Raw genomic sequence first — 14,799 nt, 5'->3', positions numbered from 1 at the left:
CTCAGGCAAACAGCCCGTGCAGGAACCAGCGCGGGGTGGCGGGCTCGCCGAACAGGCCGTCGCGGTAGAGCCAGAAGCGGCGTCCGGCTTCGTCCTCGACCCGGAAATAATCGCGGGTCGGCCGATCCTCCCGCCACCATTCGGCGGCGATGCGCTCCGGCCCATCGGCACGGGCGATGCGGTGGGTGATGCCGCGCCAGCGGAACAGCACCGGCGGATGGTCGGGCACCAGGGCCACCGCCTCCACCGGCTCGGGGCGAGCCAGTAGGCGCACCGGGCGCGGCCGATCGCGGCGCCAGGCGACGCGAGCTGGCGTCTCTTCAAAGAGACGGAGCGAGGATTCCCGTTCCGGCAGATGGCTCTCCCGCGGCTCCAGGCGCATGACCGCGTCCAGTCCCAGCCGGCCGGCGAGCCGATCGACGAGATCGTCGACGGCTACCGTGCCCCCACCCCATCCCTCCCCCGCTTTCGCGAGGGAGGGAGTCCGAGGCGCATCATTACGCCCTCCCCCGCGCTTGCGTGGGGGAGGGATGGGGTGGGGGCGAGGCTCGTGGGGACGATGCTCGCTGGATGCGAGCGTGGGCAGTGGGATCTGGGAAGGCTCCAGCGCCTCGCTCACAGAGACCGCCAGCACCATGACCTCGATGCCGGGACCGGGATCGAGCGTGTCGAAATGCTGAGCGAAGAGCCGCTGCAGGCGCTCGGGCTCGCGCGCCGGCCGTCCCGTGCGCACCGTGAGCCGGCGCACCTCGCCGTCGACGCGGTAGCAAAGGAGCTCGAAGGCGCGCCCGCCTTGATGGGCGCGGTCGAGCTGGGCGGCAAGCTGGCTCAACAGCCGTCCCGTGCCGCGGGCGATGTCCTCGGCAAGCCCGATCGGCTCGGGGAAGCCCATCCGGGCCCGGAAGGGCGGCACCGGCTGCTTGGGCGAGATCGGCTCGTCCATGCGGCCGAGGGCCTGATCCAAGCGCCGGGCGAGGATCTCGCCGAAGCGGGCGACCAAGGGAGCCCGCGGCACCGTCTCCACCTCGCCGATCCGGCGCAAGCCGAGGCGGGAGAGCCCATCCACGATCACCCCCGGCAGCCGCAAAGCCATGACCGGCAGCTCGGCCAGCGCCGCGGCGACGCCGCCTGCAGGCACCACCGGGCTTTGTGTCGCCATCAGATTTTGCGCAGACGGGGCGAAGCGCACCATGGCCCAGGCAGCACCGGGGGTATCGGCCATGGCGGCGCGCGCGGCCAGACCGGACCGCTCCAGCCGCTCCACCAGATCGGCGATGAGCTCTTCCTCGCCGCCAAACAGATGCGTTGCGCCGGTGACGTCGAGCCAGATCCCGCCATCCCCGCCCCAGCCCTCGCCGCCCGCCGCCGAGTGGCGGTCGATCTGGGTCCAGGGCGTATAGCGGCCGCACCAGAGGGCGAGCTGATCCAAGGCCCGGGTATCGCCTACCGGATCGGCATCGGCCAGGGTGAGTTCGGGCAGAAGCGCCCTCGCATCGGCCACGCTCTGGCCGGGCGCAATACCGGCCTCCGCCGCCAGCCGGTTGCAGGCGGCGATGGTCAGCCGGCCATGCACCGGCCGGGATGTGGCAAGCGCCTTAGACCGCCAGGCGGAATGGCGCCGGCCGAGCCGATCGGTCGCAAACCGCGGCAGCCAGAGCGAGATCACCCGTCGCATCGTCCAACTCCACCATCCATTCCCCCTGAGCGCCGCCGCGGCAGCGCTCCAGGCCGAGCCGCCAGGCGGTTCTGCCGACGCCGAGGTTTTCCGTCGCGGGCGCTCCCAACATCGAAACCACCCGCCAGCGGGTCTCGACCGCGCTCGGCGTGCCATCGCCGGCATCGACCGGCCGCAGCAAGAGCCCGGTCGTCTCACCGTTCTCGGCGGCAAGCTGCAACCGGCGGCTCGCCGTCAGATCGATGGACCGCGTGAGCTCGCCGACCACGGCCGCGAGCCTGGCGCTGCGCAGCCCCTCCTCCATCGCCCAGAGGGTTTCGGTCGTATCGCGCGTGCGCGCCAGGATCAGCCTTGCGGTATCGATGCCGAACGCCGCCAGGCCCGGGCCATGGAGATCGAGATACCGGCCGCACCAGAGGACCGGACCCGGAGTCTGGCTGAGGAGCCGGGCGATGAGCGCCAGGGTGAACGCGGCGGCAGCTCCGTCGCGCGCGGATACACCCACCACCTCATGCACCCGCGTGGCCGCGAGCCCACCGCCCGGCAGCAGGCGGTCGATCGCCGCCACGCCCAGCCTCAGGATCCGGCCGGGCCCTTCGCTTCGGCCCTGCTCCAAGGCCCGCATCCGGGCTTTGAGCGTGGCAAGCGAGCCGGGCTGCTGCTCATTGGGCACCCGGCAGGGTGATGCGAAAGCCATGGCTGTTCAGCATTTGTTCTGTTCTGCTTTTGTTCTAGAACGAGCCGGGACAGCTGTCAAGCCGGGCAAGATCATCGACACTGGTGCCACAGCTAGGTCGACCTCTTCAGCTCCGCCCGCATCGCCTTCTTGAGCGGCCCCAGACTCTCCCGCGCCGTGCGCCAGACCATCTCCGGGTTAAGCCGGTGATAGGCGTGGGTATAGGCGTTTCGCAGATCCTCGACCTGCCGCCAGGGGATCCCGGGGTGACACTGCTTCATCCCCGCTGGGAGCCGGCGGGCCGCCTCGGAGATGGCGAGCAGCGCGAATTGCACGGCGTATTGCTTCTCCTTGTCTGACAGATACGCAGCATGGGTGATACCGGCAAGGAAATCCTCGATCAGGCCGATGTTGTCGAGGATGTCTTCGATCCAAGCCGCCGCCCGACCTTCACCAGCCGATCTAGAAGGCATAGACGGCGTCTGCTTCCGCCGCTCTCCTTATACGCGGACGCAGGCTCTCGGCCTCGACGATCTCCGCCTCCCGTCCTGTTGCCTTGCGGATGATGCCGCCGATGTCGTCACGCAAGCGCAGGAAGCCGAAGAGGTCGGGCACACGCGAGGGCGCGAAGAGGACCAGCACATCGACGTCGCTCGCAACGTCGGCCTCGCCCCGCGCGAGCGAACCGAACACGCCAATGCGCGCCACGCCGCGGCGCTCGAGCTCGGCCTTGCTTGCCTGCAAGGCTCTGAGCGCCCGCGCTAGAGGATCCTGATTGGCAGCCCCCGCATCGATGAGCGCGCGGATGGCGGCGACCCGCGTCGGCAAGCGATGGCGCCGACGGAACGCCTCGATGCGCTCGAGCTGCTCCGGATCGAACGGCACGAGAATGCGGCGCTTAGGCATACGATGTATATACAATATCTCTAATCGTATATCAAATCCCATCCTACTCGGCTCAGCCGCTCAAGCCGCCACCGCAAACCGGTGCTGCTGGCCATGGCGCTTGCCGAAGCGCGTGATGCGCTCGTCATAGGTGACGAGAGGACAGCCGAGCCTGATCGCGGTTGCGATCAGCAATCGATCGGCGGGATCGCGGTGATCGAAATGGTGCAACTGGTAACTCGCCGAAGCCGCTTCATGGACGAGCGGAACGGCCTCGACCCCGGGGCGCTCGATGAAGCGCCTCACCCACGCATCGACCGGGAGATCCAGTTCGACACGGCCCGTGTCGACCAGCAAAGCGATTTCCCAAGCCGAAATCGCGCTCAATAGAACGCTCCCGCCCTCACGCCAATGCCGATCGATGAGCGCGCGCGTCGAGCCGCGCAAATGCGCATCGCCGCTATCGAGCCAGAGCGCGATGTGGGTATCGAGCAAGATGGGCGTGGTCACCGATCGATTTCTGCGCCGGATTCGGCATCGAGCGTGCCCTCGAAGACTGGTGCCGTGAGATCAACGCCGGCGCGAACTCGCACCGATCCCCGATGGGCGCCGAACAAGGAGCCGCTACGCGCCTCCGCATCCAACAGACGGCGCATGCCGAGTGCCACCGCTTCGGTCTTGTTGCCTCCGGTCAGCTTGTCCGCCGCCTCCTCGATCAGGGAGACGACATCAGGACGATTGATGGTAACGACGGAAGGCATGGAGAGACGCCGCTAATCATTATATCATTAATTATATAATGTCTGGATGCCAGCCGCAAGCTGAACCGGTTCGATGCCTCAGGAGCGCGTCGCGACGGCAATGGCAGCACCCGCCATCACCGTGCCGGTCACCCGGTTGACAGTGCGCATGGCCCGCGCGCTGGCGAAGGCCCGGCGCGCGCGCACGGCCAGCATCACGTAGCCGACGAGGATGGCGCCATAAACGACGCATTGGGTTGCCACCAGCATGAAATAATCCGCGACCGTGAGCCGCTCGAGAGGCAGCAGGGTGGGCAGGAGCGCCAGGTAGAACAGCATCGTCTTCGGGTTGCCGGAGCCGACCGCGATCGCGCCGAAAAACAGCCGAATGCCCTCGCCCGCCGCCGGTGCCGCGGCGAGCGGCGCCGCCGGCGCGCTCCACAGCTTCCACGCCAGATAGAGAAGATAGGCAGCACCCGCGTATTTGATCGCCACGAACAGCGGATGGACGGTCTCCATCAGCACCGCCAATCCCAGCACCGCACCGGTGAGCCAGACGATGTCGCTGAACAACAGCCCGGCGCAGAAGGAAGCGGCACCGGCGGTGCCGCGCCCCAACACCCGCGCGACGAGGGCGGCGATGGTCGGCCCCGGCGCCGCGCAAGCGACCGCCAAGACCGCACCGAATGCGACGAGCGCTTCCAAACCCATTGTTTGCTCCTCTTCCCAAATTCCCGGTTGACGTGATCTCTCCACAAGCCGGTTCCGTTGGCAGGCTAACGACGCTCGTTCTCCTATGCTAGCGTTTGCCGAGATTACAGGAGTCCCATTGCCTCCCGACCATCTCCCTCGCCTCCTCGAGATTGCGACCGCGGCCGCCCAGTCGACTTCCGATCTCATCCTCAGCGCGTTCCGAAAGAGCTGGCTCACCTCCGATCGCAAGGCAGACGGCTCGCCGGTGACGGAGATTGATCGCCAGGCCGAAGAGCGGATCCGCCGATTCTTGCGCGCCGAGCAACCAGAGGACTGGCCGATCCTTGGCGAAGAGCTCGGCGGATCCACGAGCGGGTCGCGATACCGTTGGCTGATCGACCCTATCGACGGAACCTTGAGCTATGTTCGCGGAATTCCGATGTTCGGAACGCTCATCGCCTTCGAGGACACCAAGGATGAAAGGACACTCGTCGGTGTCATCCATCTCCCAGCATTCGCCGAGACCTACGCCGCGGCGCGGGGATTAGGCGCCACCTGCAACGGAACGCCTCTCCGCATCGCCGAGGACCGGGAGTTGCGCGACAGCATCGTATCGGCGCCAGACGCGGCGGGGTTTCGCATTGCCGGTCTCGAAGAGGCCTATCTGCGCCTGCGGCCGAGGATCGATCATCTCCGAGGCTACGCCGACTGCTGGACACATGCGATGGTTACCCGCGGAGCCTTGGACGCGGCCATCGAACCCTACCTCAATCGCTGGGATATCGCGGCAACCGAAGTCCTCATCGAGGAAGCCGGAGGCAAATGCCTTACCCGCAAGTCCGAGGTCAAACCCGGCAGCTATGCCGCGATCTTCGGACGGTCACCGCTGGTCGACGAGATTGCGCGCATCATGAACTTCTGATGTGCTCGCGACCCGCTGCGAGCTTCCACGCAGTCGCTCGCCGAACCTCAGAACCGCATTCACCTCAAACGCCCGCCCTTCCCCAAGGAACCTCCCCATGCTCGTTCCGCCTGAAACACTCGCTCTCGGCCTGGGCACGCTCGGCGCCGACCCGCAACCAGGTGCGGAGGCGCCGAAGCCCGCCCAGACCCCGGCGCCGATTCCCGAGCCGCGGCGCTTCATGAGCAAGCATGAAGGGAATTTCGGCGGCCGCCGGATCGCCTACACGGTCACCGCCGGCGACATCTATTTGAAAGATGCGGCGAGCAAGCCGCGTGCCGCCATCTTCTCCTTCTCCTATGTGAAGGAGGGCGAGCGCGATCCGGCGCGGCGCCCCGTCACCTTCGTCTTCAACGGCGGTCCCGGCTCGGCCTCGCTCTGGCTGCATATGGGCTGCTTCGGGCCGAAGCGGATCGTGGTCCCCGACGACGCCACCGCCGCCGGCACCGCACCTTATCCGGTGGTCGACAACACGCTCTCAGCCCTCGATGCCACCGACCTCGTCTTCATCGACCCGGTCGGCACCGGCTACAGCCAGGCCCTGGGCGAGGCCAAGGTCGAGGAGTTCTGGGGCCTCGAGTCCGACGCAATCGCGATCGCGGAGTTCATCAAGCTCTGGCTCACGCAACACAAGCGCTGGGCCTCGCCCCGCTATCTCGCGGGCGAGAGCTACGGCACCACCCGCGCGATTGCGGTCGCCGGCAAGCTGCAGTCCGGCCTCTCCGGCGTGCCGATGAACGGGCTGGCGCTCATCTCCGTCATCATCGATTTCCACACTGCGCGCTTCGAGAAGGGCAATCTCCTGCCCGATGTGAGCTTCCTTCCCACATATGCGGCGACCGCGCTCTACCACCGTCGCATCAAGCTCGACGGCAAGAGCCGTAAGGAGTTCCTGGACGGGGTGCGGCAATTCGCCATCGAGGATTACGCACCGGCGCTCCTCCAAGGCAGCCGCCTCGATCCGACGCGCCGCCGACGCCTGGCGCGGCGCCTGGCGGAGATAACCGGCCTCTCCGAGCGCTGGCTCGAGGGCACCAATCTGCGCATCGATGCCAGCCGCTTCCGCAAGGAGCTTTTGCGCGAGGACGGTGTCACCGTCGGTCGGCTGGATGCGCGCTATCGCGGCCGCGACTATGACAATGTCGGCGAGCTGCCCGACGCCGATCCATCGGGCTACGCCATCGACGGCGCCTATACCAGCGCGGTCAACGACTATCTAACCCGTGGGCTCGAGATCGCCATCGACAAGCCCTATGTCTCCTTCAACATGGAGGCGCTGAAGAAGTGGGATTGGTACGGCACCAAGGATGACAAGGCGCCGCGCTGGCCTGGCTACGTCAACCTGGCGCCGGAGCTGGGACGCCTGCAGCGGGAAATCCCGGCGCTTCGGGTGCTGATGGCGAACGGCCTCTACGATCTCGCGACACCGTTCTTCGCCGTCGAGAACACCATAGCCGGCAGCGGCATCGACCGCGAGCGCGTCGCCATGGCCTATTACGAGGCCGGGCACATGATGTATGTGCATGAGCCGTCCTTGAAGCAGCTCCATGCAGATTTCCGCAGGCTGCTGGCTCCGGCTTCCAAGCGGGCGCCGACGGCCAAGCGACGTCGCCGTCGAGGCTGAGCCGACACCGATCACCGTCTGCGAGCGGGCGACCTTCCGCGCCGGCGGACGATCCGTTTGGGCACACATGGCTCGACATCGGTCTTGGCGAAATCCGCTCCGACGAAGAGCAATGGGCAAGCTCGTTCCATCGCGAGCGCGTAGGCGAAGCAGTCCCCGAAATTCAACGCGGCACGATGATTGCCCCTGCCCCATCTGGCATAGGCGTCTGCGACGCGACGCGCGGCGCTTGCCGTCGTCGGGACCACAGAAATGCCGAGGCCGTCGATGAGCCGATCCATCTCCGAGCCGACGCCGCGGCTGCCGGCGACGATGAGGGCCTCCGCCATGGTTCCCGCTGAGAGCAGCACCTCCGTCTCCGCTTCGAGCACGGTCATGCAGGCAGAAGCCGTTGGCTCACCCAGGATCACGGCCATCAATGCCGAGGTGTCGGCGACGATCACCGCGGCAGGCCGGTCTCGTCATAGAGGAAGTCCTGGCTGCGTGCCGCGCCGGCGCCTGAGGTGACTTTCACCATGCCGGAAGACCGCACCGCCTCGAGGATTTGCCGCCGTGCGGCCGCATTCGGCCTAGCCGCCACCGGCACCAGGCGCACCACGGCACGTCCGAACCGCGTCAACACGACGTCTTCCCCCGCCTCGGCGCTACGCACGAGCTGGGTCAGCCTCCCTTTGGCATCCGTCACTTTAACGTCCATCCAACAACACTCCCTCTGGACCAGGACATGGTCCGTTTTGCTCAATATGGTCCATTATCTGGTCCAGAGCAAGGAAGGGGGGAGCGCAGCCGAGGAGCGCGCTGGCTCCCCAGGCCTCGACCCCCCCCTCTCTCTAGGCCGCCAATGCCGTGCAGGCGCGATCGAGCGCTTCCACCGCCTCGGCCACGTGCTCGGTCTCGATCACCAAGGGCGGCAGCAGGCGCACGACATTGTCGGCGGCCGGAACCGTCAGCAGGCGCTGCGCGCGCGCGGCATCGACGACCGCGGCATTCGGCAGACGGCATTTGAGCCCGAGCATCAGCCCCTGCCCGCGCGCCTCCGCCAGCACCTTCGGGTGCCGCAGCACCAGATACTGCAGCCCGTCATAGAGCTCGGCGGCGACGGCATCGACATGATCCAGAAATCCGTCGGCGAGCAGCACGTCGAGGACGGCATTGGCGACCGCCATCGCCAAGGGATTGCCGCCGAAGGTGGAGGCGTGGGACCCGGCGGTCATGCCGATCGAGGCCGCTTCGGTCGCCAGGCACGCGCCGACCGGGAAGCCATTGCCGAGTCCCTTGGCGAGGGTGGCGATGTCGGGTGCGATGCCGGCCCGTTCATGGGCGAAGAGCGTGCCGATGCGGCCCATGCCCGACTGCACCTCGTCGAAGATGAGCAGCAGGCCGAACTCATCGGCGGTCTGGCGAAGCTGCCTTAAATAGTCCGCGCCGGCCGGGTTTATGCCGCCATCGCCTTGGATGGGCTCAACCAGAATGGCGGCGGTTTCCGACGTGATCGCCGCCCGCAGCATGTTGAAATTGCCCAAGGGCACCTGATCGAAGCCGTCGACGACGGGCCCGAAGCCGGCGAGCTTCTCGGGATTGCCGCCGGCGGCCAAGGTCGCCAGCGTGCGGCCGTGGAATGCGCCAGTTGCGGTGATGATGCGGTAGCGCTCGGGATGGCCGGTGGCATCATGGTATTTGCGCGCGATCTTGATCGCGCATTCATTCGCCTCGGCGCCGGAATTGCAGAAGAACACCCGGTCGGCAAAGCTCGCCTCTGCCAGCCGGCGGGCCAGGCGCTCCTGCTCGGGGATGCGGTAGAGATTGGAGATGTGCCAGAGGCCCTGGGCCTGCTGGGTCAAGGCACGGACCAGATGCGGGTGCCCATGGCCCAGCACATTGACGGCGATGCCGGCGGCGAAGTCGAGAAAGCGGCGGCCGTCGGTCGCGACGAGATAGGGCCCCTCGCCCCGCTCGAAGGCGAGGTCGGCCCGCCCGTAGGTCGGCATCACGGCAGAGTCCAGTTGGGTCACGGCTGCTACTCCTCTTTGGGTTTGGCGGGGTTCGGAAGGCCGCCCGCGCCACGTGGGAATGCCGGGACCGGGGCAACAAAAAACCCCGCCGGCTTCGGCGGGGCTGGGGACCTCTAAGGCGATCCAAGAACGGATCAGCGCATGCACAAATCTCACGCTCCGCCGATGGGGCGGCCACGTCGCGCGCGGTTGCTGAGGATCTGTTGCACGGTTGCACGGTTACGCCAGAAGGCCAGGCCTGTCAAACCTTCGCCGGATTCGGGTCTTTGTCGCTACTGACATGTCAGATTGGCCCAATTGACATTTTATCAACGGCCATGCTGTGGTTGGACTGATCTTTTCGGGGAAGCGAGAAGCATGCTGGATCTTTCCGAGACGTCTGCGAGCGTCGGGGCCGGACGCCAAAGCGACATCGCCTTCGAAATGCTGAAGGCCGACATCATCGCCTGCCGGATCCCGCCCGGTGCCAGCATTTCGGAAACCGAGCTGGCATCGCGCTATCAACTCGGCAAAGCCGCGATCCGGGCAGCGCTGATGCGGCTTGGTGCCGGCGATTGGCTGACTGCGATCGCGCGCCGCGGCTACCAGGTGAAACCGGTGACCTTGCGCGACATCGCCGAGATATTCGATCTCCACCGCGTGCTCGGGCCCTCGGCGGCACGGCTCGCTGCCGGCCGCTGCGCCACCGACCGCATCGAGCCGCTGGATGCGGTCTGCGGCGCCGGTTTCCTGCCGGGCGATGCGTCGAGCGAGGCCACCTTCATGCGCGCCCATCGCCAGCTGCACCTCGCCATCGCTCTCGGCACCGGCAATCGCCGCCTGGCCCGGTCCTTCGAGCAGCTCTGGGACGAGACCGAGCGCGTCATCCATCATGCCGGCCTGCTGCGCGCACGCGGCGCCGAGCTGCGTCATGACCACAGGTCGCTCATTGCCGCGATCGCCAGGGGCGACGGAGAGGAAGCCGCAGCCGCGGTGCTGGAAGAGGTCGAGCAGCTCTATCGCAGCCTCGTCGAGGTGGCGCTGAAGACGGCGAGCCCGCTCACGCCAAGCGCCGCGGCAACGGACAAGGGCGAGGCGCTCCGCTGGTAGCGCCTCGGCTCCAGTGCCCACTCGGCCGAAGCCAATAATCAGAGATCAACAGGGGGAGTAGGACAATGAGAAAACGGTCAGGCAACTCGAAATGGCTGGCGTTCGCTATTCTCGCAGCGACGGTGGTCGGCGCTGGAGACGCGCTGGCGGCGAAGGACCTGTTCGTCGTCGACTTGGCGAGCGAGCCGGCCACCCTCGATCCGCAGCTGCAATGGAGCCCGGACACCTATTTCGTCTATCGCAACGTCTTCGACAACCTGCTGACGCGCGATGACGACGGCAAGATCGCCCCGCAGGTGGCCTCGTCGTGGAAGCAGATCGATGCGAGCACGATCGAGTTCCAGCTGCAGCCGGGGATCAAGTTCCACGACGGGACGGCGCTCACTGCCGACGACGTCGTCTACACGGTCAAGCGCATCACCGATCCCGCCTTCAAGAGCCCACAGCTCGATCAGTTCAACAAGATCGTCGGCGCCGAGGCGGTCGATGCGAAGACGGTGCGGCTCAAGACCGATGGCCCCTACCCCGTGCTCTTGGCGCAGCTGACCAAGCTCAGCATCATTCCCAAGGCCTATGTGGAGAAGGTCGGCGGCGAGCAGTTCAACGTCAACCCGATGGGGAGCGGTCCCTACAAGTTTGCTTCCCTGCAGCGGGGCGTGCGCGTGGCGCTCGCCCGCAACGACGCCTATTGGGGTGCGAAGGGTCCGTTCGCACAGGTGGAGTTCCATCCGGTCCCGGAGGTTGCTACCCGCATCGCCGATCTGCGTTCGGGCAAGGCGGACTTCATCGTCACCATCAACTCCGACCTCGCCAAGGAGCTGAAAAGCGATCCGAAGGTGAAGGTGCTGAGCGTCTTGAGCGAGCGGGTCGCCTATTTCCAGCTGAACTCGCTGGTGGGACCGACCGCGGATCTGCGCATTCGCCAAGCGATCGCCCATGCGATCGACCGCGAGGGGATCATCAACGGCATCATGGGCGGCTTCGACAAGCCGGTCACCGTGATGCTCTCGCCGGTGCATGTGGGATATGTCGATGGCTTCAAGGGCTACGCCTATGACAAGGCCAAGGCCCAGGCCTTGATCAAGGAGGCGGGCGAGCCGGCGAAGGCGCCGCTGACGCTCTTCACCGCGCCCATCTTCGATCAGCGCATCGTGCAGGCGATCCAGCAGATGCTGACCGAGGTCGGGCTCAAGGTGAACATCGAGACCAGCGACTTCACCGCCTGGCTGAAACGCGCGCAGAGCGGTCCGGCGGAGTTCGGGGCCATGACCTTCAGCCGCTGGTCCTGCGGCTGTCAGGACGCCGACGGCGTGCTGTTCCCGCTTCTCTACAGCAAGAGCCAATGGTCGAAATCGAGCAATCCCGAGATCGACAAGGAGCTGGAGGCGGCACGTTCGACCGTGGATGAGTCTGCCCGGTTGCCGCACTACAAGCGCGTGTACCAGCTTGCCGAGGAAACGGTGCCGCTAGTGCCGCTCTATCAGGCCGCCATCCTCTACGCCGCGCGCAAGGAGCTGCGCTGGCGGCCGACGCCGAACGAGAGCCTCTTCCTCAACCGCATGGGCTGGGACGAGTGAGGGATTGTCAGGCGTCGGTCACGCGAAGACCCTCACCCGCCTCGCTGTGCTCGGCACCCTCTCCCGCCTGGGGTGGGATTTGGGAGGGGGTGCGGCGCACCCCCTCCCCGACCCTCCCTGGGCGGGAGAGGGGCTCCGAGCCCGATTTCGCTGCCCCTCTCCCGCACCGCGGGAGAGGGAGGGGCCCGCGCGCAGCGTGGGAGGGTGAGGGTCTTCTCGTGCACGCCCCATGACCGGGTTCCTGTTGCGGCGGCTGGCGCAGTCCGTGGTGGCGATCCTGGGCGTGATCACGCTCGTCTTCTTCATCCAGCGGCTCTCCGGCGATCCCACCTTGCTCATGGTGCCGGAGGGGGCGAGCCGCGAGGACATCGAGACGCTGCGTCACCAGCTCGGCTTCGACCGGCCGCTGATCGAGCAATATTTGGACTATCTGGGGCAACTGGCAGGGCTCGACTTCGGCCGCTCCTTGATCCAGCGCGTGCCGGTATCCGAGATCATCCTCTCGCGTCTGCCCTACACGCTGGCGCTCGCCAGCGGCGCGCTCCTGGTGGCGCTTGGCATCGGCCTGCCCGTCGGTATCGTGATGGCGGTCAAGCGCGGCACCAAGTTGGAGCGGATGCTGATGGCCTTCGTGCTGGTGGGCCAGAGCATGCCGACGTTCTGGAGCGGTATCCTGTTGATCTTGTTCTTCGCCGTGACCTTGGGCGTGATGCCGTCCTCGGGTGTCGACGGCATTCGCTCGATTGTCTTGCCGTCGGTGGCGCTCGGCGCCATCACCATGGCGACGTTTGCGCGCATCGCCCGCACCGCCGTGCTTGAGGAGCTCGGCCGCGATTATGTAGCCACCGCGCAGTCGAAAGGACTGACCTTCAGCCGCGCCGTCAGACGCCACGTGCTGCGCAACGCGGCGACGCCGATCATCACCGTCTCGGCCTTGGAGATCGCCAATCTCCTGGCCGGTGCGGTCATCGTCGAGACGGTCTTCGCCTGGCCCGGCCTGGGGCAGCTCGCCGTGCAGTCGATCGCCGCCAGAGACTTCCCGATCGAGCAAGGGATCGTGCTCCTGGGCTCCTTCGTCTCGATCGGGCTCAACCTCGTGGCCGACCTGCTCTACAGCGTGGTCGACCCGCGCATTCGCCTCGAAGGCAGCGCATGACCGACACCTCGGCATCGGCGAGCGAGCGGGCGCCGTCGCGCCTGGCCGGGCTCGGCGGCGAGCTCCGCCGGATCTGGCCGTTCCTGGTGATCTTCGGCGCGTTCGCGTTTCTGGCGCTGGCGGCTCCCCTGGTGGCGCCGAACGATCCCAACAGCCAGAACCTGTTGGCCCGCCTGAAGCCGCCCGGCACCACCGCGCGCGGCGTCTTCTATGCCCTCGGCACCGACGATGTCGGCCGCGATCTCACCAGCCGGCTCATCTATGGGGCGCGCATCTCGCTCATGGTGGCGCTGTTGTCGGTCATGGTCTCGACCGTGATCGGCACCACGCTCGGCATGGTCGCCGGCTTCTATCGAGGGCCCGTCGAGATCGTGGTCATGCGCCTCGTCGACATCGTGCTGTCGATCCCGGCGATCCTGCTCGCGATCGTGACCGTGGCCGTCCTCGGTCCCGGCCTGCAGAATCTCATCTTGGTGCTGGGCTTCACCCGATGGCCGCGTTATGCGCGGGTCGCCTACGGGCAGACCTTGAGCGTGTCCGGCATGCCGTTCATGCGCGCCTCGCGCTTCGTCGGCGCCCGGGCGCCGCGGCTCTTGATGCGTCACGTGCTGCCCAACATCGCCGGTGCCATCATCGTCGTCGCCACGCTGGAGTTCGGTCTCATGGTGCTGTTCGAGGCAGGGCTCTCCTTCCTCGGTCTCGGCGTACAGCCGCCGACACCGAGCTGGGGTTCGATCCTCAGCGTCGGGCGCAACTACATGGGGACGGCATGGTGGGTCGCCACGCTCCCCGGCCTCTGCCTCTTCCTCCTGGTGCTGTCGATCAACCTCATCGGCGATCATTTGCGGGATCGGTTGGATCCGCGCTCGCAACGTTGAGCTTAAGGGAGGACGCTGGCGGATGGCGGATTTTGACTGGGGAAGCGAGTTCAGCGGCCGCAAGGTCGTGCTGACCGGCTCCTGCGGCGTGGTCGGACGCGGCATCGCCGATGCCTTCGCCAAGGTGGGCGCGCGCCTGTGCCTGTCGGATCGGGAGAATGACTCCTTGGCCGCGCAAGCCGCCGAGCTCGGCTTGGCCAAGGCCGGCGGGCTCACCCACGTAACCGAGCTCACCGATAGCGCCTCCATCGACGCTCTCGTCGCCACCGTCGCCAAAAGCTGGGGGGCGCCCGATGTCGTCATCAACAATGCCGGCGTCTATCCCTCGGGCTTTCTCCTCGACATCGATGCCGACGAATGGGACCGCATCCTCGATATCAATCTGAGAGCACCCTTCCTCATCTCCCGCGGCATGGCGAAGCTCATGATCGGGTCCAAGGTCAAAGGCAGCATCATCAACATCTCCTCGGGTGCGGCCCGCAAGATGCGGCGCACGGTGGTGCCCTATTGCCTGTCGAAGACCGCGCTCGACCGCCTGACCAAAGGCTTCGCCATCGAGCTGGCCGAGTTCGGCATCCGCGTGAATGCGGTCGAGCCCGGCTTCGCACCCGGATCGACCGCAAGCCCGCTGACCCAAGCGCATGTCGCCGCGACCCAATCCCAGATCCCCCTCGGCCGCGGCTCTTCGCCCACCGATGCGGCGGACGCCATCATGTTCCTGGCGTCCAGCAAGGCGACCTACATCACCGGCGCCACCTTGGGCGTCGACGGCGGCAACTCCATCGGCAGCCTCGCCGTCTATCAGGAGAAGAAAAAGCCCCTATGAAAGCCGT

17 protein-coding genes are annotated in these 14,799 nt (G+C 66.7%); 7 read left to right on the top strand and 10 right to left on the bottom strand.

Going from position 1 to position 14,799, the window contains the following annotated elements; all coding sequences use genetic code 11:
• Position 1: 1 nt before the first annotated feature.
• The 7 genes from HY058_08455 to HY058_08425 all read right to left on the bottom strand — a co-directional run bounded on the left by HY058_08455 (position 2) and on the right by HY058_08425 (position 4,687).
• Positions 2 to 1,675: a DNA polymerase Y family protein gene (locus tag HY058_08455; GenBank protein ID MBI3497323.1), complete on the bottom strand. Its 1,674-nt coding sequence runs from the start codon at positions 1,673 to 1,675 to the stop codon at positions 2 to 4.
• Positions 1,596 to 2,372 (bottom strand): damage-inducible mutagenesis protein, encoded by a 777-nt coding sequence (locus HY058_08450; protein MBI3497322.1) that lies wholly within the window; start codon positions 2,370 to 2,372, stop codon positions 1,596 to 1,598. Before HY058_08450 ends, HY058_08455 begins: the two co-directional genes overlap by 80 nt.
• 92 nt (positions 2,373 to 2,464) lie before the next feature.
• A complete protein-coding gene (locus HY058_08445; protein MBI3497321.1) occupies positions 2,465 to 2,824 on the bottom strand; it encodes a DUF86 domain-containing protein in 360 nt (119 codons plus the stop codon).
• Positions 2,814 to 3,257: a nucleotidyltransferase domain-containing protein gene (locus HY058_08440; protein ID MBI3497320.1), complete on the bottom strand. Its 444-nt coding sequence runs from the start codon at positions 3,255 to 3,257 to the stop codon at positions 2,814 to 2,816. The genes HY058_08445 and HY058_08440 overlap by 11 nt, the downstream gene beginning before the upstream one ends.
• 60 nt (positions 3,258 to 3,317) lie before the next feature.
• Entirely contained in the window at positions 3,318 to 3,746 is a 429-nt protein-coding gene (locus HY058_08435; protein MBI3497319.1) for a type II toxin-antitoxin system VapC family toxin, read from the bottom strand.
• Positions 3,743 to 3,997 carry a hypothetical protein gene (locus HY058_08430; GenBank protein ID MBI3497318.1) on the bottom strand — a complete coding sequence of 85 codons (255 nt, stop codon included), beginning with the start codon at positions 3,995 to 3,997 and terminating at the stop codon, positions 3,743 to 3,745. The genes HY058_08435 and HY058_08430 overlap by 4 nt, the downstream gene beginning before the upstream one ends.
• Before the next feature lie 78 nt (positions 3,998 to 4,075).
• Complete coding sequence (locus HY058_08425; protein ID MBI3497317.1) at positions 4,076 to 4,687, bottom strand: LysE family translocator; 612 nt, start codon at positions 4,685 to 4,687, stop codon at positions 4,076 to 4,078.
• 118 nt (positions 4,688 to 4,805) lie between these two features.
• Here HY058_08425 and HY058_08420 point away from each other — a divergent pair, with 118 nt between their 5' ends.
• A complete protein-coding gene (locus HY058_08420) occupies positions 4,806 to 5,591 on the top strand; it encodes a hypothetical protein (protein MBI3497316.1) in 786 nt (261 codons plus the stop codon).
• A 97-nt stretch (positions 5,592 to 5,688) separates the two neighbouring features.
• Complete coding sequence (locus HY058_08415) at positions 5,689 to 7,254, top strand: peptidase S10 (protein MBI3497315.1); 1,566 nt, start codon at positions 5,689 to 5,691, stop codon at positions 7,252 to 7,254.
• A gap of 11 nt (positions 7,255 to 7,265) precedes the next feature.
• On the opposite strand, the gene HY058_08410 is transcribed toward HY058_08415, so the two are convergent.
• The 3 genes from HY058_08410 to HY058_08400 all read right to left on the bottom strand — a co-directional run bounded on the left by HY058_08410 (position 7,266) and on the right by HY058_08400 (position 9,257).
• Positions 7,266 to 7,697, bottom strand: a complete 432-nt coding sequence (locus HY058_08410; GenBank protein ID MBI3497314.1) for a type II toxin-antitoxin system VapC family toxin — start codon at positions 7,695 to 7,697, stop codon at positions 7,266 to 7,268.
• The gene (locus HY058_08405) at positions 7,694 to 7,951 is read right to left on the bottom strand and encodes a type II toxin-antitoxin system prevent-host-death family antitoxin (protein ID MBI3497313.1); all 258 of its coding nucleotides are present in this window, start codon (positions 7,949 to 7,951) and stop codon (positions 7,694 to 7,696) included. Before HY058_08405 ends, HY058_08410 begins: the two co-directional genes overlap by 4 nt.
• A gap of 133 nt (positions 7,952 to 8,084) precedes the next feature.
• On the bottom strand, positions 8,085 to 9,257 hold the full coding sequence (locus tag HY058_08400; GenBank protein MBI3497312.1) for an aspartate aminotransferase family protein: 1,173 nt from the start codon (positions 9,255 to 9,257) through the stop codon (positions 8,085 to 8,087).
• 366 nt (positions 9,258 to 9,623) lie between these two features.
• On the opposite strand from HY058_08400, the gene HY058_08395 reads away from it, so the two are divergent.
• The 5 genes from HY058_08395 (at position 9,624) to HY058_08375 (ending at position 14,792) form a co-directional block, all read left to right on the top strand.
• Complete coding sequence (locus HY058_08395) at positions 9,624 to 10,355, top strand: GntR family transcriptional regulator (GenBank protein MBI3497311.1); 732 nt, start codon at positions 9,624 to 9,626, stop codon at positions 10,353 to 10,355.
• A gap of 65 nt (positions 10,356 to 10,420) precedes the next feature.
• On the top strand, positions 10,421 to 11,932 hold the full coding sequence (locus HY058_08390) for a peptide ABC transporter (protein ID MBI3497310.1): 1,512 nt from the start codon (positions 10,421 to 10,423) through the stop codon (positions 11,930 to 11,932).
• 229 nt (positions 11,933 to 12,161) lie between these two features.
• A complete protein-coding gene (locus HY058_08385) occupies positions 12,162 to 13,088 on the top strand; it encodes an ABC transporter permease (GenBank protein ID MBI3497309.1) in 927 nt (308 codons plus the stop codon).
• Complete coding sequence (locus tag HY058_08380; protein ID MBI3497308.1) at positions 13,085 to 13,966, top strand: ABC transporter permease; 882 nt, start codon at positions 13,085 to 13,087, stop codon at positions 13,964 to 13,966. Before HY058_08385 ends, HY058_08380 begins: the two co-directional genes overlap by 4 nt.
• Before the next feature lie 22 nt (positions 13,967 to 13,988).
• Positions 13,989 to 14,792 (top strand): SDR family oxidoreductase, encoded by an 804-nt coding sequence (locus tag HY058_08375; GenBank protein MBI3497307.1) that lies wholly within the window; start codon positions 13,989 to 13,991, stop codon positions 14,790 to 14,792.
• The last annotated feature ends 7 nt before the right edge of the window (positions 14,793 to 14,799 follow it).

The sequence above is a fragment of the Pseudomonadota bacterium genome, assembly GCA_016195085.1.
Lineage (GTDB): Bacteria > Pseudomonadota > Alphaproteobacteria > SHVZ01 > SHVZ01 > JACQAG01.
This window is presented reverse-complemented; position numbering and strand designations above follow the sequence as displayed.

Bases quoted from the DNA above. Each gene is read 5' to 3' on its own strand.
- HY058_08455 (MBI3497323.1), bottom strand. From the start codon at position 1,675: ATGCGACGGGTGATCTCGCTCTGGCTGCCGCGGTTTGCGACCGATCGG.
- HY058_08380 (MBI3497308.1), top strand. From the start codon at position 13,085: ATGACCGACACCTCGGCATCGGCGAGCGAGCGGGCGCCGTCGCGCCTG.
- HY058_08445 (MBI3497321.1), bottom strand. From the start codon at position 2,824: ATGCCTTCTAGATCGGCTGGTGAAGGTCGGGCGGCGGCTTGGATCGAA.
- HY058_08415 (MBI3497315.1), top strand. From the start codon at position 5,689: ATGCTCGTTCCGCCTGAAACACTCGCTCTCGGCCTGGGCACGCTCGGC.
- HY058_08440 (MBI3497320.1), bottom strand. From the start codon at position 3,257: ATGCCTAAGCGCCGCATTCTCGTGCCGTTCGATCCGGAGCAGCTCGAG.
- HY058_08450 (MBI3497322.1), bottom strand. From the start codon at position 2,372: ATGGCTTTCGCATCACCCTGCCGGGTGCCCAATGAGCAGCAGCCCGGC.
- HY058_08385 (MBI3497309.1), top strand. From the start codon at position 12,162: ATGACCGGGTTCCTGTTGCGGCGGCTGGCGCAGTCCGTGGTGGCGATC.
- HY058_08425 (MBI3497317.1), bottom strand. From the start codon at position 4,687: ATGGGTTTGGAAGCGCTCGTCGCATTCGGTGCGGTCTTGGCGGTCGCT.
- HY058_08395 (MBI3497311.1), top strand. From the start codon at position 9,624: ATGCTGGATCTTTCCGAGACGTCTGCGAGCGTCGGGGCCGGACGCCAA.
- HY058_08375 (MBI3497307.1), top strand. From the start codon at position 13,989: ATGGCGGATTTTGACTGGGGAAGCGAGTTCAGCGGCCGCAAGGTCGTG.
- HY058_08430 (MBI3497318.1), bottom strand. From the start codon at position 3,997: ATGCCTTCCGTCGTTACCATCAATCGTCCTGATGTCGTCTCCCTGATC.
- HY058_08405 (MBI3497313.1), bottom strand. From the start codon at position 7,951: ATGGACGTTAAAGTGACGGATGCCAAAGGGAGGCTGACCCAGCTCGTG.
- HY058_08390 (MBI3497310.1), top strand. From the start codon at position 10,421: ATGAGAAAACGGTCAGGCAACTCGAAATGGCTGGCGTTCGCTATTCTC.